19 protein-coding genes and 1 pseudogene are annotated in these 23,525 nt (G+C 63.1%); 10 read left to right on the forward strand and 10 right to left on the reverse strand.

The window, feature by feature from the left end:
• The first annotated feature begins 179 nt into the window (after window positions 1-179).
• From ACIPRS_RS07755 to ACIPRS_RS07770, 4 genes and pseudogenes are all read left to right on the forward strand, one after another.
• Entirely contained in the window at window positions 180-1,580 is a 1,401-nt protein-coding gene (locus tag ACIPRS_RS07755) for a sigma-54-dependent transcriptional regulator (RefSeq protein WP_142125722.1), read from the forward strand.
• Between the two features lie 588 nt (window positions 1,581-2,168).
• On the forward strand, window positions 2,169-2,483 hold the full coding sequence (locus tag ACIPRS_RS07760) for a prepilin-type N-terminal cleavage/methylation domain-containing protein (RefSeq protein WP_446538137.1): 315 nt from the start codon (window positions 2,169-2,171) through the stop codon (window positions 2,481-2,483).
• Between the two features lie 275 nt (window positions 2,484-2,758).
• A pseudogene (locus ACIPRS_RS07765) lies at window positions 2,759-2,861 on the forward strand (prepilin-type N-terminal cleavage/methylation domain-containing protein); the annotation flags it as partial.
• Between the two features lie 384 nt (window positions 2,862-3,245).
• Window positions 3,246-5,135, forward strand: coding sequence for a hypothetical protein (locus tag ACIPRS_RS07770; RefSeq protein WP_446538138.1), 1,890 nt, complete (start codon window positions 3,246-3,248; stop codon window positions 5,133-5,135).
• A 19-nt stretch (window positions 5,136-5,154) separates the two neighbouring features.
• Here the strand turns inward: ACIPRS_RS07770 and ACIPRS_RS07775 are convergent, their stop codons facing one another.
• The 5 genes from ACIPRS_RS07775 to ACIPRS_RS07795 all read right to left on the reverse strand — a co-directional run bounded on the left by ACIPRS_RS07775 (window position 5,155) and on the right by ACIPRS_RS07795 (window position 9,775).
• Window positions 5,155-6,234, reverse strand: a complete 1,080-nt coding sequence (locus tag ACIPRS_RS07775; protein WP_446538139.1) for a glycosyltransferase — start codon at window positions 6,232-6,234, stop codon at window positions 5,155-5,157.
• Between the two features lie 71 nt (window positions 6,235-6,305).
• Window positions 6,306-7,142 carry a class I SAM-dependent methyltransferase gene (locus ACIPRS_RS07780; RefSeq protein WP_446538140.1) on the reverse strand — a complete coding sequence of 279 codons (837 nt, stop codon included), beginning with the start codon at window positions 7,140-7,142 and terminating at the stop codon, window positions 6,306-6,308.
• Window positions 7,139-8,089, reverse strand: a complete 951-nt coding sequence (locus ACIPRS_RS07785; protein ID WP_446538141.1) for a lysylphosphatidylglycerol synthase domain-containing protein — start codon at window positions 8,087-8,089, stop codon at window positions 7,139-7,141. Before ACIPRS_RS07785 ends, ACIPRS_RS07780 begins: the two co-directional genes overlap by 4 nt.
• The gene (locus ACIPRS_RS07790) at window positions 8,086-8,877 is read right to left on the reverse strand and encodes a class I SAM-dependent methyltransferase (RefSeq protein ID WP_446538142.1); all 792 of its coding nucleotides are present in this window, start codon (window positions 8,875-8,877) and stop codon (window positions 8,086-8,088) included. The genes ACIPRS_RS07785 and ACIPRS_RS07790 overlap by 4 nt, the downstream gene beginning before the upstream one ends.
• Before the next feature lie 49 nt (window positions 8,878-8,926).
• Window positions 8,927-9,775: a glycosyltransferase family 2 protein gene (locus ACIPRS_RS07795; protein ID WP_446538143.1), complete on the reverse strand. Its 849-nt coding sequence runs from the start codon at window positions 9,773-9,775 to the stop codon at window positions 8,927-8,929.
• 311 nt (window positions 9,776-10,086) lie between these two features.
• Here ACIPRS_RS07795 and ACIPRS_RS07800 point away from each other — a divergent pair, with 311 nt between their 5' ends.
• The 5 genes from ACIPRS_RS07800 (at window position 10,087) to coaE (ending at window position 15,382) form a co-directional block, all read left to right on the forward strand.
• Window positions 10,087-10,377: a hypothetical protein gene (locus tag ACIPRS_RS07800; RefSeq protein WP_446538144.1), complete on the forward strand. Its 291-nt coding sequence runs from the start codon at window positions 10,087-10,089 to the stop codon at window positions 10,375-10,377.
• Window positions 10,378-10,493: 116 nt separating this feature from the next.
• A complete protein-coding gene (gene pilB / locus ACIPRS_RS07805) occupies window positions 10,494-12,227 on the forward strand; it encodes a type IV-A pilus assembly ATPase PilB (RefSeq protein ID WP_446538145.1) in 1,734 nt (577 codons plus the stop codon).
• 367 nt (window positions 12,228-12,594) lie between these two features.
• Window positions 12,595-13,863 (forward strand): type II secretion system F family protein, encoded by a 1,269-nt coding sequence (locus ACIPRS_RS07810; RefSeq protein WP_446538146.1) that lies wholly within the window; start codon window positions 12,595-12,597, stop codon window positions 13,861-13,863.
• On the forward strand, window positions 13,864-14,727 hold the full coding sequence (locus ACIPRS_RS07815) for a prepilin peptidase (protein ID WP_446538147.1): 864 nt from the start codon (window positions 13,864-13,866) through the stop codon (window positions 14,725-14,727). It abuts the gene before it with no gap.
• A 34-nt stretch (window positions 14,728-14,761) separates the two neighbouring features.
• Window positions 14,762-15,382, forward strand: a complete 621-nt coding sequence (gene coaE / locus ACIPRS_RS07820) for a dephospho-CoA kinase (RefSeq protein WP_337731509.1) — start codon at window positions 14,762-14,764, stop codon at window positions 15,380-15,382.
• A gap of 82 nt (window positions 15,383-15,464) precedes the next feature.
• On the opposite strand, the gene ACIPRS_RS07825 is transcribed toward coaE, so the two are convergent.
• From ACIPRS_RS07825 to ACIPRS_RS07835, 3 genes are all read right to left on the reverse strand, one after another.
• Window positions 15,465-16,418, reverse strand: a complete 954-nt coding sequence (locus tag ACIPRS_RS07825) for a Nudix family hydrolase (protein WP_446538148.1) — start codon at window positions 16,416-16,418, stop codon at window positions 15,465-15,467.
• 124 nt (window positions 16,419-16,542) lie between these two features.
• The gene (secA, locus tag ACIPRS_RS07830) at window positions 16,543-19,296 is read right to left on the reverse strand and encodes a preprotein translocase subunit SecA (protein WP_192202025.1); all 2,754 of its coding nucleotides are present in this window, start codon (window positions 19,294-19,296) and stop codon (window positions 16,543-16,545) included.
• A 172-nt stretch (window positions 19,297-19,468) separates the two neighbouring features.
• On the reverse strand, window positions 19,469-20,419 hold the full coding sequence (locus ACIPRS_RS07835; RefSeq protein WP_337731512.1) for a M23 family metallopeptidase: 951 nt from the start codon (window positions 20,417-20,419) through the stop codon (window positions 19,469-19,471).
• 8 nt (window positions 20,420-20,427) lie between these two features.
• On the opposite strand from ACIPRS_RS07835, the gene ACIPRS_RS07840 reads away from it, so the two are divergent.
• Window positions 20,428-20,901 carry a DciA family protein gene (locus ACIPRS_RS07840; RefSeq protein WP_446538149.1) on the forward strand — a complete coding sequence of 158 codons (474 nt, stop codon included), beginning with the start codon at window positions 20,428-20,430 and terminating at the stop codon, window positions 20,899-20,901.
• A 201-nt stretch (window positions 20,902-21,102) separates the two neighbouring features.
• Here the strand turns inward: ACIPRS_RS07840 and lpxC are convergent, their stop codons facing one another.
• Window positions 21,103-22,017, reverse strand: a complete 915-nt coding sequence (lpxC, locus tag ACIPRS_RS07845) for a UDP-3-O-acyl-N-acetylglucosamine deacetylase (RefSeq protein WP_192202028.1) — start codon at window positions 22,015-22,017, stop codon at window positions 21,103-21,105.
• Window positions 22,018-22,249: 232 nt separating this feature from the next.
• Window positions 22,250-23,476, reverse strand: coding sequence for a cell division protein FtsZ (gene ftsZ / locus ACIPRS_RS07850; protein ID WP_192202029.1), 1,227 nt, complete (start codon window positions 23,474-23,476; stop codon window positions 22,250-22,252).
• Window positions 23,477-23,525 lie beyond the last annotated feature (49 nt).

Genomic DNA, 23,525 nt, shown 5'->3' on the forward strand with positions numbered 1-23,525 from the left:
GGAGTACATGGGCAGGATGCCTTCAGATGTGATCATGCAACCGCTTTTTGCCCAAGAGCGCCCATGCGGGCAAGCCCGGGACGCACGGCGTACATGGCACGCCACGATCACAGGCCGTTGCCTACCATGATTCACATTCAGCCGGTACACTGCCCGCACAGGGGCAAGAGGGGGGATGCATGAATCAAAGCCGTAGTGCCCTGATCGTCGATGACGAGCGCGACATCCGCGAACTGCTGACGCTGACGCTGGGCCGCATGGGCCTGCGCATCGACACCGCCGCCAACGTAGGTGAGGCCCGCGAGTTGCTGGCACGCAACACCTACGACCTGTGCTTCACCGACATGCGCCTGCCCGATGGCAACGGCATCGACCTGGTCGGCGAGATCTCCCGGAACTATCCCAATACGCCGGTCGCCATGATCACGGCGTTCGGCAACATCGAGCTGGCGGTGGAAGCCCTGAAGGCTGGCGCTTTCGATTTCGTCAGCAAACCCGTGGACCTCGCCGTCCTGCGCGGGCTGGTCAAGCACGCGCTTGAACTCAACAACACCGATCGCGCTCCGCCGCCCCCTCCTCCGCCCGAACAGGCCAGCCGCCTGCTGGGTACATCGGCCGCGATGGATGCGTTGCGCGAGACGATCGGCAAGGTGGCGCGCAGCCAGGCGCCGGTCTACATCATGGGCGAGTCCGGCACCGGCAAGGAGCTGGTGGCCCGCACCATCCATGAGCAGGGTGCGCGCGCTGCCGGTCCGTTCATTCCGGTCAACTGCGGCGCGATTCCCGCCGAGCTGATGGAAAGCGAGTTCTTCGGCCACAAGAAGGGCAGCTTCACCGGTGCGCACGCCGACAAGCAGGGCCTGTTCCAGGCCGCCAGCGGAGGCACGCTGTTCCTCGACGAGGTGGCCGAGCTGCCGCTGCCCATGCAGGTCAAGCTGCTGCGCGCCATCCAGGAAAAAGCGGTGCGCCCGGTCGGCGCGTCCGGCGAGGCGCAGGTGGACGTACGCATCCTGTCGGCTACCCACAAGGATCTTGGCGAACTGGCCGCCGACGGCCGCTTCCGCCATGACCTGTACTACCGCATCAACGTGATCGAACTGCGGGTGCCGCCGCTGCGCGAGCGCACGGGCGACCTGGCCCAGCTGACCAGCGCCGTCCTCGAACGCCTGGCGGCCCAGCACGGCCGCATGGCGCCGTCGGTCTCGCCGGAAGCGATGGAAGCGCTGGGCCGTTACCCGTTCCCGGGCAATGTGCGCGAACTGGAGAACATCCTGGAGCGCGCGCTGGCCATGTCCGAGGGCCACAGCATCGAGATCGACGACCTCTATCTGCCGCAGGCGCCTGCCGGCAAGAAGTTCGGTGGCGATTTCAGCCCCGGGGAAGTGATCCGCGATGTCCCGGGCGCGGTGGATGTCGACCCTGCTGCCGGCGCCCTGCCCGAGTACATCGAGCAACTGGAGCGCGCCGCGATCCAGAAGGCGCTGGAAGAGAATCGCTGGAACAAGACCAAGGCCGCCGCCCAGTTGGGCATCACCTTCCGGGCGTTGCGCTACAAGCTGAAGAAGCTGGGGATGGAATAGGCCAGCGCACGCCGCGCGCCATTCCCAACGTACCCGCAGGATCGGCCCCGGGGCTCGATGCTCCTGGATGGGTCACTCGTGAACGCATCGCGCCGAAGGGTGCTCCTGCACGACGTATGTCATGCACCGGGGCGCCGTGGATACCGCTCCCGCATGCGCGATGCGTGGGACGCGGCCTGCGGAGACACCTTATATATCTGCCTCCGCACAAACGTGCGCAGCATCCCACAGTGACCCGGGTGACCATTCGCGTCACTTTCTGACACGAATGGTCACATGGCCGTGCGAGCGCCATTGGATTGACGCGTACCACCCCGACAGGCCGATGTCGCAATCTGTGAACTGCTCCGGCATTGACCACGATTCCCGATACACAACTGCCGGGAATGATGCGATAGTCCCGCCCGACTTCGGCGTCAGGGTTTCCTTCCGGGGAAGTGTGGGGGAATCGCTGGGGGTATCAGAAGTTGGCACGCAACCTGCTCTACATCCCGTGCACGCGTCGTTTAAACGCGGCGCCCACGGTCCATGTAGGGACACGGGGCTTGTGTCCCTAACCATCAAGCCAATCCTGAAAGGGGAAACACCATGAAGAAGAACGCCCAGGGCTTCACCCTGATCGAACTGATGATCGTCGTCGCGATCATCGCCATCCTGGCCGCCATCGCGCTGCCGGCTTACAACAACTACCGCATCCGTTCGGCCGACAACGCCTGCCTCGGCGAAGCCAAGGCCTACATGAACTCCTGGCTGGCGGCGTCGGTTTCCGACATGACCCTGCCGACTTGGGCTGGCTCGGCTTGCGAAGCAGCTAACTCCCCGGCCGACGGCACCACGGCAGCGGAAGATCCCGGCAACGCCACCATCACCTGCGATGCCACCACGGCGACCTGCTCGCTGTAAGCTCAGAACGCATCTGTACGCGTGATTTAGGAGGCCCCTCGCATGAGGGGCCTTCTTTTTGGCTGAACTCCTGAAAGATTGACGCTCAGAAGTCATTGCCATAGGAACCCCTCATGGGCGCAATAGAGCGGGTGCGTAGCGAGACCATGGCTCTAACCCGCAAGGATAGTGATGGCGCTCACGCTTCCGCACCGCCCCGCTCGCCCCTCCCGTCTTCTGGCGTGAGTCTTGCGTGCGCCGATCATTGGGGACACTTCTTGTCCGGGGACACCATCATGCGCGCCACCAATCGCGGCTTCACCCTCATCGAACTGATGATCGTCGTCGCCATCATCGCCATCCTAGCCGCCATCGCGCTGCCGGCCTACAACAACTATCGGATACGGTCCGCCGAGACCGCCTGCCTAGCAGAGACGAAAAACTACGCAAGCATGGCCCTGGCTGCGGCCTATAACCAAATATCGCCAACAGACCCGGTCCTCGGCGCCTGCACTGAAATCGACACATTCTCTGACATCAACACGCCCATCAACGGCACGCCCCAATCGCCGGGTAACCGAGAGACGACGTGCGACATGAACACAGGCAGTTGCTCATTGAACTGACTAACGACGAGCAAACTAGCTGGACGGCCCACTTCGCCCAGCGTGGCTGAGCGGCACCGCAGTAGAGTCCCTACTGAGATCGTCACGAGAAGGCGGCCAGATTCCTTACGCCATCATCGATAATCATTGATCTTCCTTCCTTACCAAGCGACTGAGCATGCCTGCCGCCAACCGCCAGTTTCTGCTTGCCAGCTTGATTGTCGCCCTGCTTGCTGGATTGTTGTTCACACCGGGGTTGCCCGGCGAGTTCATTTTCGATGACATCCCGAACATCACGACCAACCAAGCACTACATCTGACACAACTGAACGCAGAAGCGCTAGGCAAAGTGCTTACCGGTCTGCAGCTCTCCGGTACCACACGATCACTGCCGATGCTCACTTTCGCGGTCGACTATTGGCGTGCCGGCGGCCCTGATCCGCTGACCTTCAAGACAACAAACATCGTATTGCATGCACTGACTGCCTTCGTGCTCGCATGGTTTTTCCGAAGCTTGCTGCTCGCTGCGAGCGTTCCAGACGCGCGGATACGATGGTTAGCACCCTCTCTCGCCCTGGCTTGGGCTGCACATCCCCTGCAAGTGTCTTCCGTGCTCTACGTAGTGCAGCGCCTCCAATCCATGGGCACGCTATTTCTGGTGCTCGCGCTCTGGGCCTACTTGCTAGCACGGCAGGCTCAGATAGAAGGACGCCCCGGCAGGACGGGAATGTTACTAACCCTGCTGTTGTGGGTAGTGGCAATGGGATGCAAGGAAGACTCGGCGTTGTTGCCCGCCTACATGCTGGCACTGGAACTGACCGTACTGCGCTTTGCTGCAGCCGACCTGCGCTTGGCCAATATGCTGCGTCGCAGTTACTTGCTGGCCATGCTGGTAGGTGCGGCCGTTTACGTACTGGTGATCATTCCTAATTTCTGGCAGGGACAAGCTTATCTGGGCCGCGACTACTCCGCGGCCGAGCGTCTGCTGACCCAAGGACGCGTGCTGTGCATGTACCTGTGGCAGATCCTCGTGCCATGGCCGAAGCACATGGTGTTCTACTATGACTGGATTCAGCCTTCGCGCAGCCTATGGTATCCGTGGACAACCTTGCCAGCCATAGCATTCGTGTTGGTGCTACTCGGCATTGCATGGCGACTACGCTCGCGCCGGCCGCTCTTCTCATTGGGCGTTCTCCTGTTTTTTAGTGCCCACTTCATCACCAGCAACGTGATCGGGTTGGAGTTGGCCTTCGAGCACCGCAATCACTTCGCCCTTGTTGGTGCGGTACTGGCCGTGGGCAGCCTATTGGCATACGTTAGCTTGCGGTTGCATCTCCGGCCGATCATGCAGGCTATCGGCTGTACATTCGTGATAGTGGTGCTGGCCAGCGCCACGCTACTGCGTGCCCACACTTGGAACAGCACACTCTCCATAGCACGTAGCGCCACAGAGCATGCGCCCGGCTCCGGACGAGCCTGGACTCAGTTGTGTGCGAGCCACTTCAGCGCGGGCGGCGGTGCCGTTCAAGACAATCCGCGTCTAGACGAAGCGATAGAGAGCTGTATGGCAGGAACTGCTGCTGTGCCTCAATCGCTCAACAGCCCTACGCTTCTGATCGTGCTGAAGTCACTTCGTGGCGACGTCACGCCGCAGGACTGGAACCACCTCCAGCAAAGACTGGAGACTGTACCAATGACCAGCGATAACGCCAGAATCTTCATGATCCTCACGTTTCACTCGCGCAAAGGCGTGAAGCTGGACAAACAAGAGCTCCTGGAGACGTTAGCCAGCCTAGCCGGACGCGGCGCACTCGGCCCCTTCAATACCGCCTCGATCGGCTACTTCATCATGAACGATCTGTCGGAACCGGACCTGGCAATACCCTATTTCGTGGAGGCCATCGAAGCCAGCCCCCCGAGCGATCCATTCCCTAGGCAGTTGGGAGCAGAGCTCAGGGCCAAGGGCAGACCAGATTTAGCCAAGAAGATCGAGACATTAAGCCTGACGCGTCTCGGCACTGCAGGCACTTCAAACGCTGGCGCTGGCGACACCAAACTGGATCGATGAAGATCCTCAGCAGTGTAGGTTAGTAGTCACCGAGAACATGCTCCCACTTCTTCTTGATCACTTCGCACGAGAGATGATCTGCAAAATAGTTCCGGGCGGCTAGTCCCAGCAAGTATCTTTCCTCGGGCACCGAAGCTATGCGTCTGATCGCTGCAACCAGTTGCTCAACGCCTTCATCTGTCGCATGGGTCGCCACAAACATCGCCGGAAGAGGCGGCGCGCCCGCCGGCAACGAATAGTTTCCCTGGGTCACGATAGCTTTACCTGCGGCCAGCGCGTAGTACAGCTTGAACGGAAGCACCCGCGCCGCCTTCGCGGATCCACCGAACACACCCAGGCAGACATCGGCATCTGCAATTTCGTTGGCAATATCCTCGAGCGATTGCCACTCACGAATCCAGGTGAAATTAGTCGGCACTCCATCGCGCAGGAAAGCCTCTACCAGTTCGCTTTGCTGTCCGTCGCCGACAACGCGGAATTCAATGTCCGAAGCGGCCGCCAGCCTCCCTGCAGCCGCGAGAACCACATCGATGCCATGCAGGGGGACCAGCGTCCCAACAAACAGAACCCGCATCTTGGCTGAAGGAGGCAGAGATATGCTCGACTTAGGGCGGAATGTCCGCTCATCGATCACAAGCGGTATTGACCTCACCTTTCCGTCAGGCAGCTCGAAATCAGCCGTGATCTGTCGCTTGTTGGCCTCCGTATCAACAAGCACCAAGGAGGCAGCACGCAAGCTACGTCCTTCGAACCAGCGCACTGCGCGAGACAGCATCCCATCCTTGCTGCCCATGCCGCGGTCCCTGAACATGGAGTCCCAAACCGATATGTATGCATCTGCGATGCATCTCGGGCGCCAACGTGACGGCAAAATCGACAGCCAGCACAACGTCATTGGCGCAGGATACGGCAGGTATGCCACGTCACCTGCACGTGCATTCAAGCCAAGACGCAGGGCCTGAACGAAGCCACCCCATAGCAATCGAAACAACAACTTCAGTCGTTGCCGTAGCGGCCCGCGCACCAGATGCCACAACCGCGTCTCAGGTGACAGCCAATCAGCGTTATCCTGCACGTGCCAATGCTCGACATGCTTCAACAGAGCAACGGTATTCTCCGCGTTCGGATAGCCATCCCCTCGCATCGCGATGCCCGCTACCAAGAGCCGCTTCACGATACCGTGCCGCCCTTCTTCCGACCAACGACCACGAGGTTAAGTGGATTCGGCGGACTCGCCTCTATCAGCATCGCCGTATCGTCAAAGCCAAATTCCGTCACCGGGGCATGTCGCTTCGCGCCGATCACCTCAGGTTTGGCTCGGAGTCTGTGCAGGAAATCCAACCCCCTGCGACGCAAGACCTCCGGGGCAAACGGAAGTGTAAACGGCAGAGTCAGCCACTTGGTCTTCCTGTAGCGTCGTATTTCTATACCGGCGACATTCCATTCGGCTCCCATTCTCAAAGACGCTTCAATCTGGAAGCATCGCGCCATCTTGCGATTCAGTTGCGTTGCGGAATATTCGCGGATATGCCATCGATTCCAAGGGCGTTGGCCCGGCAGAAGCCGATGCTCCCGGTCCGGCGTCACCACGACCATTACACCTCCCGGTTTCAAGACCCGACAGGCTTCGTCCAGGTACCTGCCATCATCGGACACATGCTCGATGACTTGGAAGGAAAGCACCACATCGAAAGAGTCATCGGCAAACGGAAGCGGCGCCTCCGTTTCGATCTTGGCGAAGCTCACGTTCTGGCGTGCGTATCGCTCACGCGCGAACGAAATTGCATCACTATCGACATCTACTCCAACAACTCTTTCTGCATGCCCAGCCATCCGGGCAACGCCGTATCCACTGCCGCAGCCAAGATCCAGAACGACTTTCCCATCGCAAAATTTTCTGGCGAAATTATATGAAGCTATATGCATGATATAGATGACATAGGCATCCAATGACTGCATATATGCATCTTCGATCAATCGCTCGCCTGAGACTTCAAGCTCTGTCATCGACTCACCTCAAACCGCTTGATCCTCGCCTGCATGAACGCGGCGCCCAAGAAACTGATGATATCTCCAGACATGGTGACAACTCGTGCCAGCAGCACGAAGGTCACCAAGATCTCCGAAGTGGAGGTGCCTTGCAGCAGTACCAACATGATGCCCTCCCGAGTCCCCAGCCCAGCTGGGGCTCCCGGCGTCATGAATCCCAACAGCCAGGAGAGCGAGAAAGCAGCCGTTACCGCCAAATAGGAAAGACTATCTGACTCACCGAGCGCGAACGCCACGCACCACAGCCCGATACCGACCAGCAGATAGTTGAGCGAGTACGCCAACAACGCAGCGGACGTGGCTTTCCAGCCGGGCAGGGTCGTCAAGGCTGATATTAGCCTTCCCATCCCTTGGCCCTGGCTCGCAAGCATTGACCTGTTGAAAAGCAGGAGAACCCCGAATGCGGTCAGCAACAATATGCCAGCGATCAACATGATCTTGATCTGTCTCGGGTCGAGAACTGTCAGTCCATGATTACCTATGAATAGTGCCAACAAACCGATCACCACACTGGCGGCTATAGCCAACACGGTTTCTTGAGCAACCGTCGCTATCAGTGACGTCGGCTTCATGCCTTGACGCATCGCGATGGTCGCGCGTGCAGCGTGCTGCGCGATGTTTCCCGGAATGTACTTGGCTAGTTGCGAGAGGCCGAGAATTACGGCTAGCGTCGACGGCCTCCAGGATTCCGAGCGTGCACTCAGCAGAATCGCCCATGCCCAACCGGTGACGGGAATAATGCAAGCGTAGAGCAAAGAGCCAACCAGCAATGCCAACCACACATCGCTCTGTGAGAGCGCTTCACGCAAGACGGCAAGATCGAGCGCCTTTGAAGCCTGGATCACGAAGTACACGACCAACGATATGGCCAGGACCCATGCCAAGCCACGCCAGACAAGACTCATAGCTTTCTGGCCAATACAAGATAGCCCGTTCCCCAATCGGTGCGGGATGCCAGGCTCTGCATGGCGTTGGCCAAACGAAACGCCATGCGCCCTAGCCCTGAGTCTAGCCACGCGAACTTTTTGACGTAGTAGTTGCGATCAACGCCGCTCTCACCAGTGGCTTCCGCCTTGCTCACGTCGCCCTTGCGCTCCAGCAACTCGCGGCGATAGAACCGCTCCCCGTACCATTCGGTGAGATTCCCCAGTGGAAATCCGTAGCACTCGATATGCTCTATCGAGAACCCGTTGGCTGCCAACAGCGATTCAAGCTGACTCTTGTCGTATCTGCGCCAATGACCAGCCCATTCATCTCCCGCGCCCCACCGCCTCTGGTGCGCAGGCACCGAAATGCAGAGCGCCCCAGCCTTGGTCAACCAATTCGACCATTCAGCAATAGCCGCGCCATCGTGTTCGATGTGTTCTAGAACATCGAACGCACAAACGAGATTGCGATCTCGTCGCCATTCACTGTCTGGCGCCTCGACGATTCTTTGCTTGCCTCGCCCGGAGCAAGCTATGGAAGCTGCGAGCGCGCGGGCGCGCGAAGATGTTTCGATGCCCACGGCATCCTCGCTCCTGAGCGCCAACTCGTGAAGAATCGCTCCACTCCCGCAGCCAACCTCGACGAGATTCCCCAAGGAAGGACCACGCAGCAAACGAAGGATGCGATCCCTGCGCAACAGGAACCGCGGCGTGGGAACCCATCCAAGTTCCGGGGCCATCACTCCGAAAAGGGGATCAATCAGCATTTGCGGCCCATTGTTCCTGCGTCACGCCCAATTTCTCCACCACTGAGATTCAATCTCTTCGGTATGTCAGTGCAGTGATCTGCTCCGAGATCAAGCCGATCAGGAAAATGATGACCGCTGCGCTGAACAAGAGTGCGCTCATGTTGGTGAAACGCCCTTGCGTGACGAAGGTATATGCGTAGTAACTCAGGCCCGTGAGGAAGAACGCTACTGCCGAGGGCGCGAACAGCTTCAACGGCGAATACAACGTAGCGATCTTGAAGATGATCAGCAGGAATCGGATGCCATCCCTGATCGGTCGGATGTGGCTCTTGCCCAGCCGCTTGGCGACCGGGATGGGCATGTATGCTACCGGGTAGGCACTGCGGAAGAACGCCATGGTGCTGGTGGTCGGGTAGCTGAACCCATTGGGTAGCAAGTGGATGAACTCCCGGAACCGCTCGGCGCGCACCGCCCTGAATCCCGACGTCAGGTCCTTGACATCGAAGCCCGTCATCCGGCTGGCCAGCCAATTGTAGAAAGCATTCGCTGCCCCACGATGGACACCAGCCTGCCCGGCCCAGTCGCGAGCCCCCACCACCATGTCATAGCCCTTCTCCAGCGTCTCCAGCAGGGCCGCGATGCAGGCAGGGTCATGCTGGCCGTCCGCATCCATGAAGACCAGGACATCTCCCGCCGCCGCGCGAGCCCCGCGCTTGATGGCGGCGCCGTTGCCCATGGAATACGGGGAAGACAACACCTTCGCACCGAACGATGCGGCCACCTCGGCGGTCGCGTCGGTCGATCCGTCGTCCACCACGATGATCTCCGCGTGGGGCATGCGCTCGCGCAATGCCGGCAGCGTGCGGCGCAGACCCTCTGCCTCGTTCTTGGCAGGCAGGATGACGGATATGGTCATTTTTTTCCCCTTTGCGATAGGGTATCCGGAAGCCCCCGCCACGGGGAACCCATCGGACCGGGCAGCGGCATATTGCCCCATAGGCCAACCCTTACCCCAATGCTGGCTGCTGGACGGTGTGGCTCCGCCGGAAAAGCCGCCTGCAACAACCTTCCACCGACATCCGTCACAGATTCACCCGAGCGCCTACCGCTTACGTGCCCCGCTCGTCTAGAGTTGGCTCGCTACTTGCATGTATTAAACGTCAAGGGACCCTACAACAGGTGGACAGCATGCGTCGCGATGCACGAGGCTTCACATTGATCGAACTCATGACCGTCGTTGCGATCATCGGGATCCTGGCCGCCATTTCGCTTCCCGCTTACAACGGGTACCGCGTCCGCAGCGCGGAGAATGCCTGCCTGGCCGAGATGGAGGCCTATGCCGGCATCTCACTGGCGGTCATCCGCAACGGTGACGCTCCCGACGCCGCACCCAGGGCCGCCTGCCAGAACGCCGACGACGCGACCGCCGAGGGCGTGGCCATCTCGGGAACACCGCTGGCGCCGGGCGACCGCCAAGCGGTCTGCAACATGACCACGGGCGACTGCCAGCTCGAATGAACCATCCCGGTCGTGCAGATACCTGCTCCCGGATACCAATATCACCACCTCTGCAAAACCATGCGTGGACGACTTGAATTGAAGTTCCCGCCGTTGTCACAGGATCAGAATTCGCCATGAACGCAGTCGCTGCCCCCAATCTCGTAGGCATCACCGGCATCGCCCGCCGACTGGTGCAGGACGGAGCGCTGGATGAAGCCGCTGCCCGCGCTGCCATGGCGAACGCCACCGAAGCCAAGCTCCCGTTGCCGCAGTGGATTGCCGAAAAGCGACTGGTCACCGCGCCCCAGCTGGCCGCCGCCAATGCGATGGAATTCGGCATGTCGCTGCTGGATGCGTCCGCATTCGACCCAAGCCACGGCGCACTGAAGCTGGTCAGCGAGGAACTGGTGCAGAAACACCAGGTGCTTCCCCTCTTCAAGCGCGGCAACAAGCTGTTCGTCGGCGTCGCCGACCCCACACGCAGCCATGGCGCATTGGACGAGATCAAGTTCCACACCAACCTGATCGTCGAGCCGGTGCTGGTGGACGAGGACCAGCTGCGTCGTACCCTCGAACAGTGGCAGAACGCCGCCAACAACCTGTCCAGCAACTTCGGTGACGACGAGGACGGGTTGGACAGCCTGGAGGTGGATGCTTCCGATGAGGACGGCGGTACCGACAATGCGGTCGACTCGAAGGGCGATGACACCCCGGTCGTGAAGTTCGTCAACAAGGTCCTGGTGGATGCCATCAAGCGCGGCGCCTCGGATATCCATTTCGAGCCCTACGAGAACGACTACCGCGTACGCCTGCGCGTGGACGGCATCCTGAAGCAGGTGGCCAAGGCGCCGACCAAGCTGAAGGACCGCATTGCCGCGCGCATCAAGGTGATGGCGCAGCTCGACATCGCGGAAAAACGCGTACCGCAGGACGGCCGCATCAAGCTGAACCTGTCCAAGAGCAAACAGATGGACTTCCGCGTCAGCACACTGCCCACCCTGTTCGGCGAGAAGGTGGTGCTGCGAATCCTGGACGGCAGCGCCGCCAAGCTGGGCATCGACAAGCTGGGCTACGAGCCTGACCAGCAGAAGCTGTTCGAGGAGGCCATCCAGAAGCCTTACGGCATGGTGTTGGTGACCGGCCCCACCGGCTCGGGCAAGACCGTGTCGCTGTACACCGCGCTGGGCATCCTCAACGACGAGACGCGCAACATCTCCACCGCCGAAGACCCGGTGGAAATCCGCCTGCCCGGCGTCAACCAGGTGCAGCAGAACAACCGCCGCGGCATGACCTTCGCCGCCGCGCTCCGCAGCTTCCTGCGCCAGGATCCGGACATCATCATGGTCGGCGAAATCCGCGACCTGGAAACCGCCGAAATCGCGATCAAGGCCGCACAGACCGGCCACATGGTGCTGTCCACGCTGCATACGAACGACGCGCCGCAGACCGTCGCCCGCCTGATGAACATGGGCATCGCGCCGTACAACATCACCAGCTCGGTGACCCTGATCATCGCGCAGCGCCTGGCGCGCCGGCTGTGCTCGAAGTGCAAGCGCCCGGTGCAGCTGCCCCCGCAGGCCCTGCTGGCGGAAGGCTTCAGCGAGGCCGAGATTGCCGCCGGCTTCACCGTCTACGAGGCCGTGGGCTGCGACGAGTGCACCAGCGGTTACAAGGGCCGTACGGGCATCTATCAGGTGATGCCGATGAACGACGCGATCCAGGAGATCGTGCTGGAAGGCGGCAATGCCATGCAGATCGCGGAAAAGGCCCAGAAGGCCGGCATCCGCGACCTGCGCCAGTCGGCACTGCTGAAGGTGCGCAATGGCATCACCAGCTTGGCCGAGATCAACCGCGTTACCAAGGATTGAGGCGGGAGACACTGGCCCCCGCCCCGTAATTCCGCACCTGATATCCCGCTCCCTCGCGTTTGCAGGAGCGCCTTCAGGCCCGATGCTTTTCGTTCGGACCAGATTCGAAGGCGTCTTGCCGAAGCGCCTTCCTACAAATGAGCTGGGCTGGGCTGGCAACCTTGTCTGTGATGCGCTTCGGGCAAGAGCATCGCTTCTGAAGGCGCTCCTACAGACGCAAGATGGGGTCCCGCCCGGGAGCCGACCTGGTCCGGCCATATCACCGAAACCCGGCCGCCGTCACAGGCGCGGCGCTTCCCTTGGGCGGATAACCGGCTAACATGGGGCGATGAAGTCCGGATGGGGAAAGCCGGACAGGGGAAATCCGATGGCCGTGACCCGTTCCGCCGCCAAGAAAGCCGCCTCCGCGCCCGTCCGCGAGAACCCGCTGAACCTGTTCGTCTGGGAGGGCACCGACAAGCGCGGCGTCAAGATGAAGGGCGAGCAGCAGTCCAAGAACGCCAACTTCCTGCGCGCAGAGCTGCGCAAGCAGGGCATCACGCCCAACGTGGTCAAGGTGAAGGGGAAACCGTTGTTCGGCTCCGCCGGCAAGCCGGTAACACCGAAGGACATCGCCTTCTTCAGCCGCCAGATGGCGACGATGATGAAATCCGGCGTACCCATCGTGTCGTCGCTGGAGATCATCGAAAGCGGACAGAAGAACATCCGCATGAAGAAGATGGTTGAGCAGATCCGCTTCGACATCGAAGGGGGCTCCTCGCTATACGAAGCGATCAGCAAGCATCCCGTGCAGTTCGACGAGCTGTACCGCAACCTTGTCCGTGCGGGCGAGTCCGCCGGTGTGCTGGAAACGGTGCTGGAAACGATCGCCAACTACAAGGAAAACATCGAAGCCCTCAAGGGCAAGATCAAGAAGGCGCTATTCTATCCGGCAGCGGTGATCGCGGTCGCCATCCTGGTCACCTCGGTGATCCTGATGTTCGTGATCCCGGAATTCGAGAAGACCTTCGCCAGCTTCGGCACCGAGCTGCCCGCATTCACCCAGTTGATCATGGGCGCCTCGCGCATCATGGTCAGCTGGTGGTGGGCCATCCTGATCGTGGTGGCAGGCGCCATCTTCGCGACGATTTTCCTGTTCAAGCGATCACCTGCTTTCCAGCATGCCGTCGACAAGATGGTGCTGAGAGTGCCGGTGGTGGGCCAGATCATGCACAACTCGTCTGTCGCCCGCTTCGCCCGCACCACTGCCGTGACGTTCAAGGCTGGCGTGCCACTGGTGGAGGCGCTAGACACCGTAGCCGGGGCGACGGGCAACACCGTGTATGAAAAAGCCGTACACCGGATGCGCGACGACGTGTCGGTCGGCTATCCGCTGAACATGGCGATGAAGCAGACCCAGCTGTTCCCGCACATGGTGGTGCAGATGACCGCCATCGGCGAGGAGGCCGGTGCGCTGGACACCATGCTGTTCAAGGTGGCCGAGTACTTCGAGCAGGAGGTCAACAACGCGGTGGATGCGTTGTCCAGCCTGATCGAGCCTTTCATCATGGTCATCATCGGCGTGCTGGTCGGTGGCCTGGTCATCGGCATGTACCTGCCCATCTTCAAGATTGCCGCTACGGTCGTCGGTTCCTAAGTGGCGTTTCTGGATCAACACCCCGAACTGGGGTACCCGGTGGTGGCAGGCCTCGGCCTGCTGGTGGGCAGCTTCCTCAATGTGGTCATCCTGCGGCTGCCGCGGCGGCTGGAATGGGAGTGGAAGCGCGACGCCCGCGAGGTGCTGGAAGAGCCGGAGATCTACGATCCGCCGCCTCCCGGCATCGTGGTGGAACGCTCGCACTGCCCGCACTGCAAGACGGCGCTGTCCTGGTACGAGAACATCCCGCTGTTCAGCTGGCTGGCCCTGCGCGGCAAGTGCCGCCACTGCAAGGCTCCGATCTCGCCGCAGTACCCCATCGTGGAATTGCTGACCGCGTTGCTGGCGGTGGCCTCGGTATGGCAGTTCGGGTTCGGCTGGCAGGGTTTCGGCGCGGCGTTGCTGAGCTGCTATCTGGTGGCGCTGAGCGGCATCGACCTGCGCACGCGGCTGCTGCCCGACCAGCTGACGCTGCCCTTGATGTGGCTGGGCCTGATCGGCAGCCTCGACAATCTCTACATGCCCGCCAAGCCGGCACTGCTGGGCGCCATCGCCGGCTATGTGTCGCTGTGGCTGGTGTGGTGGCTGTTCAAGCAGATCACCGGCAAGGAAGGCATGGGCCGGGGCGATTTCAAGCTCCTCGCGGCCCTCGGCGCCTGGGTCGGGTTGAATGGCGTGCTGCCCATCATCCTGATCTCCTCGCTCGTGGGTGCCGTGGTCGGTTCGGCTTGGCTGGCGATGCGGGGCCGCGACCGCGCCACGCCGATTCCGTTCGGCCCCTATCTGGCCATCGCCGGCTGGATCGTGTTCTTCTGGGGTCAGCAGATCGTGGACGCCTACCTGCGTTTCGCCGGTCTGAAGTAGGGGCGCCCCGCGGGCGCTCGTACATAATCCGCCCATGAGCGACTACTTCATCGGATTGACCGGCGGCATCGCATCCGGGAAAAGTGCGCTTGAGAAGGCGTTTGCCGCACATGGCATCACGGTGGCGGATGCCGACCTGCTCGCACGCGAGGTGGTCCGCCCCGGCGAACCTGCGCTGGACGCCGTGGTGGCGCGCTTCGGGCGCGATGTGCTGATGGCGGATGGCCAACTGGACAGGGCGGCGCTGCGCGTGCGCGTGTTCGGGAACGACGAGGAGCGGCGTGCGCTGGAAGCGATCCTGCATCCGGCCATCCGCGCGCGGCTGCTCGCCCTCTGTCGAACTGCCGACAGCCCCTATGCGATCGCGACGGTCCCCCTGCTCACCGAAGGCGGGGGCCGCCGGGCCTATCCCTGGCTGCACCGCATCGTGGTGGTGGATACCCCGGTCGCCGTGCAGAAGGCACGGTTGATGCAGCGTGACGGCATCGACGCGGCACTGGCGGAGAAGATGATGGCCGCCCAGGCCTCGCGCGCCGAGCGCCTCGCACTGGCCGACGACATCGTCGTCAACGACGGCGACATCGCCCACCTGCAGCATGCAGCCGATGGACTGCACCTGCGCTACCTGGCGTTGGCTGGATTCGTTTCCTCGTAGCGCGAAGCTTGCTCTGCTGGAGCCTGTCGGAAGCGCATCGCGTAACCGAACACACTCGGCTCTACGTCATCCACGGCGCTTCCTAGGCGGCGGCCGGCCACAGCCCGCGGATCGCGGCAATGCCCTGCGCACCATGCCGGCGCGCGTCGGCGATGTCGTCGGTCGTCATGCCGCCGATGGCATAGATCGGCAACGACACGCCCTCGCGCAGGCCGGCGAAGCCCGGCCATCCCAGCGACACGCCGCCGGGATGGCTCTGGGTCGGGTAGATGCTGCCCACCACCGCGAAATCGCATCCCAGCGCCTCCGCCTGCCGCAGGTCCGCTGCGGCATGGCAGGACGCCGCGACCGGCAGTCCTTCCGGCAGCGGCCGGGTCGATAGGGCCGCCAGTTGCGTGGCGCGCAGGTGGACGCCGACCTGCAGTTCGCGCGCCAGGTCGATGTCGCCGTTGAGCAGCGTCTCGACGCCCGCCTCGCGGCAGCGCGCGACGGCCTGGCGGGCCAGCGCACGCCAGGGCTCGCCCTCCAGTCCGCGCGCGCGGATCTGCACGCGACGGGTACCGCGCGCCACCGCTTGCTCGAGGCCATCCAGCCAGCGCGGGACGTCGTCCGGCTCCGGGGTGACCAGATAGCGATCCGGCTGTAGCAGCGCGGCCACCACTGGGCGATCGGCCGGCGGCATGTCATAGCGCATCAGCTTGTCCGGTGCGACCCAGGCCAGCGCCTGGCCTTCGTGTCCGCGCGGCGTGCCCTCCCATCCGGTCAGGTGCCGCACTTCCAGGCACAGGCGCTTGTCGGGGTATTGCTGGGGCACACTGATGATGTGGTCGCCGACGCGGGCCTCGATGCCAAGTTCCTCGCGCAGTTCGCGCACCAGCGCCTCCTCGGGACGTTCCCCGGGCTCCTGCTTGCCGCCAGGAAACTCCCAGCGCCCTGCCAGGTCGCGTCCTTCCGTCCGGCGGGTCAGCAGGATGCGGCCGCGCGCGTCGGTGATGACGGCGGCCATGACGTGGATGGAGCGCAGCGGAGTAAGCATGGAAGAAGCTTGCCGGGAACGGTCAGGTAGACGCAAATAGTCTCGCCCGGACCGGATGTCGCGCGCAAAGAAAAAGCCGCGCAGTGCGCGGCTTTTCCGTCAGGCGGGGTGGTGTTGCGGCGACTCAGCCCAGCTGGCCGTGGCAATGCTTGTATTTCTTGCCGCTGCCGCAGGGACAGGGATCGTTGCGGCCGACCTTGGGCGCATCGCGGTGCGCCGGCATCGGACCGGACTGCACGTAGCCACCCTGCGCCGCGGCCAGTTGCCGGGCCTGTTCGGCTTCCTCGTCGGCGCTGTAGCCGCCGGCATCCTGGTGCTGGAACTGCATCTGCCGGGCCTGCGCCTCGGCCATGGCGCGCTCCTGCGCTTCCAGCGCGGCGACTTCCTCCTCGCTGCGGATGCGGACGCGCGACAGCAGGGTCACCACTTCGCTCTTCACCCGCTCCAGCATGCTGGAGAACAGCTCGAACGCTTCCTTCTTGTACTCCTGTTTCGGCTGCTTCTGCGCATAGCCGCGCAGGTGGATGCCCTGGCGCAGGTAGTCCATGCGTGCCAGGTGCTCTTTCCAGTTCTTGTCCAGCACGGTCAGCATGATGTGCTTTTCCAGCGCACGCATGGTCTCGTCGCCGATCACCGCTTCCTTGTCGGCGAAGTGCTTGTCCATCGCCTCCTGCACGCGACGCTCGATGGTCTCGGCATCGAGTTCCTCGGCGTCCTCGCGCCAGCGGCTCACGGGCAGCTCCACGCCCATTTCCTCGCCGAGCTCGCGCTCCAGGCCCTGCAGGTCCCACTGCTCGTCCACCGAATTCAGCGGCACGAAGCGGGCGACCGTCTCGGCGACCACGTCGCCGCGGATGCCGTCGATGTTGTCCTTCACCGAATCGGCGTCGAGCAGTTCGTCGCGCTGTGCGTAGATCACCTTGCGCTGGTCGTTGTTGACGTCGTCGAAATCGAGCAGGTTCTTGCGGATGTCGAAGTTGTGCGCTTCCACCTTGCGCTGCGCCTTCTCGATCTGCCGGCTGACCAGCTTGTCCTCGATGACGTCGTCTTCCTTCATGCCGATCAGCTTCATCGCCTTCTGGACCCAGTCCGAGGCGAAGATGCGCATCAGGTTGTCTTCCAGCGACAGGTAGAAGCGGGACGAACCCGGATCGCCCTGACGGCCGGAACGGCCACGCAGCTGGTTGTCGATGCGGCGCGATTCGTGGCGCTCGGTGCCGACGATGTGCAGGCCGCCGGCGGCCTTCACTTCGTCGTGGCGCTTCTGCCATTCGGCCTTCACCGCGGCGCGGTCGGCGTCGCTGGCATCCTCGGGAAGCGCTTCGTACTCGGCTTCCAGCGAGCCGCCCAGCACGATGTCGGTACCGCGACCGGCCATATTGGTGGCGATGGTGATCGCGCCCGGGCGACCGGCCTGCGCCACGATGTGCGCTTCGCGCTCGTGCTGCTTGGCATTGAGCACTTCGTGCGGCACGCCGGCCTTGGTGAGGAAGTCGGACAACATTTCCGACGTCTCGATCGAGGTCGTGCCGACCAGCACCGGCTGGCCGCGCTGGTAGCACTCCTGGATGTCGGCCAGCACCGCCTTGAACTTGCCCTGGCGGTTGAGGAACACCTGGTCGGGCGAATCCTTGCGCACGGTCGGGCGGTTGGTCGGGATGACGATGACTTCCAGGCCGTAGATGCTCTGGAACTCGAAGGCTTCGGTATCGGCCGTACCGGTCATGCCGGACAGCTTGTTGTACATGCGGAACAGGTTCTGGAACGTCACGCTGGCCAGCGTCTGGTTCTCGCGCTGGACCGGCACGCCTTCCTTCGCTTCGACCGCCTGGTGCAGGCCGTCGGACCAGCGGCGGCCTGTCAGGGTGCGGCCTGTGAACTCGTCGACAATGACCACTTCGCCATCGCGCACGATGTAGTCCACGTCGCGCTGGTAGATAGCATGCGCGCGCAGGGCGGCGTTGAGGTGGTGCACGACCGACAGGTTGTTGGCGCCGTACAGCGGTTCTTCCTCGCTGATGATGCCGGCCTGCAGCAGCAGTTCCTCGGCGTGCTCCATGCCCGCTTCGGACAGGTGCACCTGCTTGCCCTTCTCGTCGACCCAGTAGTCGCCTTCGGCCTCCTCGTTCTCCTGCTTGATCAGCTGGGGCACGATGCGGTTGACGCGGATGTACAGCTCCGGCGATTCGTCGGCCGGGCCGGAGATGATCAGCGGGGTGCGCGCTTCGTCGATCAGGATGGAGTCGACTTCGTCGACGATGGCGTAGTGCAGGCCGCGCTGGAAGCGGTCGGCGCGCGACATCGCCATGTTGTCGCGCAGGTAGTCGAAGCCGAACTCGTTGTTGGTGCCGTAGGTGATGTCGGCGGCATAAGCGGCGCTCTTGTCGCCGTGCGGCATGCCCGGGTACACCACGCCCACGCTCAGGCCCAGCCAGTTGTACAGGCGGCCCATCCAGGCGGAGTCGCGGCGGGCCAGGTAGTCGTTCACGGTGACGACATGCACGCCCTTGCCTTCGAGCGCGTTGAGATAGGTGGGCAGCGTGGCGACCAGCGTCTTGCCTTCACCGGTACGCATTTCGGCGATCTTGCCCAGGTGCAGCACCATGCCGCCGATCAGCTGCACGTCGTAGTGGCGCATGCCCAGCACGCGACGGCTGGCTTCGCGGCAGACCGCGAAGGCTTCGGGCAGGATCTTGTCGAGTGCTTCCCCGCCCGCGATGCGCTGCTGGAACTCCGGCGTCTTGGCCTTCAGCTGCTCGTCGGTGAGCTGCTGCAGCTCCGCTTCCAGCGCGTTGATCTTGTCGACGGTGCGATGCAGCTGCTTGAGCAGGCGTTCGTTGCGACTGCCGAAGACACGGGTAAGCAGGTTGTTGATCATGTAGGGAACCGGATGGGAAAAGGACGCCGGGGCCGCGCGGCGGTTGCGGGCCCAAAACGAAACAGGGCGCTAGGCGCCCTGTCTGGCAACACCGTATTGTAGCTTGGGGCGCCGCCCGGGGAATCAAGGCCGGCGGTAGGACCGCGACCTGCCCGTTTGGTTCCGCGCGCTATCAGCCGCGCTTGACCTGCCCCACCGGCGTGGGGCCTTCGCCCAGGAACTTGCGCGGATTGACCACACGCTCGTTCTCCCACACTTCGAAGTGCACGTGCGCGCCCGTCGAACGACCGGTGGAACCGGCCTTGGCCACTTCCTGGCCCACGCGCACGAGGTCGCCGGCACGTACGGTCAGGCGCGAATTGTGTGCATAGCGGGTGACGTAACCGTTGCCGTGGTCGACATCGACGACGTTGCCGTAGCCGCCCTTCACGCCGGCGAAGCTGACCACGCCGTCGGCCACCGCGAGCACGGGATCCCCCACGCTGGCCTTGAAGTCGATGCCCTTGTGGTATTGCCCACCGCCACCGAACGGATCGGCGCGACCACCAAAACCGGACGTGATGTAGCTGTTCGCGATCGGCATGCGGCCCGGGGTCGCATTCCTGTCGAGTTCGCGGTTGAACAGCAGCGCCTCCAGCACGGACAGCTGACGGCCAGACGCGGCGAACTGCTTCTCCAGCTTGTCCACGCCGGAGGTCAGGTCGGCGGGCTTCATGTCGTAGGACACGTCGTTGCCGCCCACGCCGACCGGCTCGTTGAAGTCGAACTCGCCGTCCTGCAACTGGCCCACGCGGGTGAGGCGTTCACCGAGCGCATTCAGGCGATTGGCCTGCGCCTGCAATTCGCCAAGGCGCGCGGCCATGGCGTTGATTTCCTGCTGGGCACCACGGCGGACCTGCTCAAGCTCGGTATCGCGCTGCTCGGCCTTGGCCTGCAGCATCGAGACCTGCGCCATGCCGAGGGCGCTGCGCCCCCCCATGCCCACCAGCAGGCCGGCGGCGACGAGCACCGCAGCGCTGGCGAGCGGCCGGGCGTGGAACGCGAGGCGGATTCGATAGGCACCATGGGCCGATGCATGGGCCCACCAGGTACGCGAATTGTTTACGATGGTCTTAAAGCTCATAGATACCGATGTCTGATTCGAAGTCCAAGCCGCGCCGTACCGGCACCGCGCAACCTGCCCTGCAGGCTGCCTTGACGGATGCCGCCACCGACCCGGTGCGTCGTGCCATGTGGCTGGACGCCTTGGAACAGCAGCTTCGCCCCTGCCTGCCGCCTGCCCTGGCGCCCCATTGCCGGTTGGCGAACGTGGCGGGCAAACGGCTCGTTTTTATCGTCGATTCCCCGGTGTGGCACGCCAGGCTTCGCCTGGCCGCACCCGAACTGATCAACGTGGCCCAATCCATCGGACTGGCGGTCACCGAAGTCACCGCCAAGACGAGCCTCGCGCCGCTCCATCCCGTGAAGCCTGCGCAAGATCCGGTCGTACCTGTGTCGGAGGCGTCCCGCAAAGGGCTGCAAGCGGCCCTCGACCTCCTGTCCGCCCCGGACTCCGCCGGTACGCCCACCCCGGGGGGTGGTCATCGTAGACGCCGCGGATGTTGAGCCGGCCATCACGAGGGACGGGGCATGGTACCGGCCACCGTCGGTCGGGGCGTTAGCCAAAGGTTAGGAAAACGTTATTTTTGGCCAGATTTCCTGACACAGTTCACATTTTGACCAAGGCGTAACCATTCGCACACCACTGCGTGATGACGGTGGGAAACCGGTCGACAGCAAGGTCACCGTCCGCAGCGGACGGGCGTCTCAGATCGCCAGGACGGGCGTCGCATAGGTGACCGGGGACGGCGCGGTGCGGTCCTCGAAGGTCACTTCTTCCCAGGCCGAGGTCTCGGCCAGCAGGGCGCGGACCAGCTTGTTGTTCAAGGCATGGCCCGATTTGAAGCCCTCGTAGGCGCCCAGGATGGGGCGCCCGGCGAGGTACAGGTCGCCGATGGCGTCCAGGATCTTGTGGCGGACGAATTCGTCCGTGTAGCGCAGGCCGTCTTCGTTCAATACGCGGAACTCGTCCAGCACGATGGCGTTGTCCATCGAGCCGCCGAGGCCTAGGTTGCGCTCGCGCATGTATTCCAGGTCGCGCATGAAACCGAACGTGCGCGCGCGCGCGACTTCCTTGATGTAGGCGCCGGTGGAGAAATCCACTTCGGCCCGCGACTGCGAGGCGGGGATCATCGGGTGATCGAACTTCACCGTGAAACCCAGCTTGAAGCCGTCGTACGGCTCGAAGCGCGCCACCTTGTCGCCCTCGGTCACTTCGATGGGACGGGTGATGCGGATGAAACGCTTGGGGGCGTCCTGCTCGGCAATGCCGGCGGACTGGATCAGGAACACGAACGGGCCTGCGGAGCCATCCATGATCGGCAGTTCGGCCGACGACAGTTCCACGTAGGCGTTGTCCACGCCCAGGCCGGCCATCGCCGACATCAGGTGTTCGACGGTCTGCACCTTGGCGCCCTCGCAGGTCAGCCCGGTGCACAGTGTGGTCTCGGTGACCAGCTCCGCGCTGGCGGGAATCTCCACCACCGGCTCCAGGTCGACGCGCCGGAACACGATGCCGGTATTCACGGGAGCCGGGCGCAGGGTCATGTAGACCTTTTCGCCGCTGTGCAGCCCCACGCCCGTCGCGCGGATCACGTTCTTGAGGGTGCGTTGCTGGGCCATTCGAAGGAATCGCAGGTGGGGGGAACCTGAGCGGGCAGCGAGAATATCACGCAGACCACTGAATCTTAACGGAAGAACCGGTCTGTCCCACCCCTGCAACAACGGAATGCTACGGCCGTCGGGAAAGGGCCGCCGGACCGGTGAAGGTCCGGCAGCGAAGGGACACGGCGATGAAACGGCACATCATCTGCGCCCTCCCCTGTTTACCGGGGAGGGTTCAACTTCTACGTGATCAGTCCGCCTGGCGGCGCAGGAACGCCGGGATGTCCAGGTAGTCCGGCGGCAGGTCGGCCGCGATCGGGGCCGATACCGGCGCGGACGATGCCGGCGCAGCCGACCCACGACGCAGGCCCATGCCGCTGGTGGCGGCGCTGATCGGGTCCACGGCGAAGCCGTCGTCGATCGCCATCCCGGTGGTGGCGTCGCGGACCAGCTTGATCGGCGCGCGCATCGGCTCGCGCAGGTCGCTGCCACGGCCGACCGGCTGGCGGGCGGCATTGCGGTTCAGGCCGGTGGCCACCACGGTCACACGCACTTCGTCCTGCATGTCCGGATCCAGCACGGTGCCGACCACCACGGTGGCGTCTTCCGAGGCGAAGCCTTCGATGGTGCGGCCCACTTCGTCGAACTCGGCCATGGTGAAGTCCGGACCGGCGGTGATGTTGACCAGGATGCCGTTGGCACCGTTGAGGTTGACGTCGTCCAGCAACGGGTTCTGGATGGCGGCTTCGGCGGCGGCCTGCGCGCGATCATCACCGCGTGCCGAGCCGGTGCCCATCATGGCCAGGCCCATCTCGCTCATCACGGTGCGCACGTCGGCGAAGTCGACGTTGATCAGGCCCGGACGGACGATCAGGTCTGCGATGCCCTGCACGGCGCCCAACAGCACGTCGTTGGCGGCGCGGAACGCCTGGATCATCGTCGCGTTGCGGCCCAGCACGGTGATCAGCTTTTCGTTCGGGATGGTGATCAGCGAATCGCAGTGGTGGCTCAGTTCCTCGATGCCCTTCAGCGCGACCTGCATGCGGCGGCGGCCTTCGAACGGGAACGGCTTGGTGACCACGGCGACGGTCAGGATGCCCATCTCCTTGGCCAGCTGCGCCACGACCGGCGCGGCGCCGGTACCGGTACCACCGCCCATGCCGGCGGTGATGAACACCATGTCGGCGCCATCAAGGGCGTCGATGATGCGCTCGCGGTCTTCCAGCGCCGCTTGGCGGCCGACTTCCGGATTCGCGCCGGCGCCCAGGCCCTTGGTGACGTTGCTGCCGAGCTGCAGCTGCAGCTTGGCGCCGCAGTTCTTGATCGCCTGCGAGTCGGTGTTGGCGGTGATGAACTCCACGCCATCCACGCTGCCGTTGACCATGTGCGCCACGGCGTTGCCGCCGCCGCCGCCCACGCCCACGACCTTGATCACCGCATTCGGGGCCATCTTTTCAACCAGTTCGAAATGTGCCATGTCCTTGTCCTCGTTTATTTAGTTATGTGTTGCTGGGTGGAACGAACGT

This window comes from Pseudoxanthomonas sp. LARHCG66, from assembly GCF_052871755.1.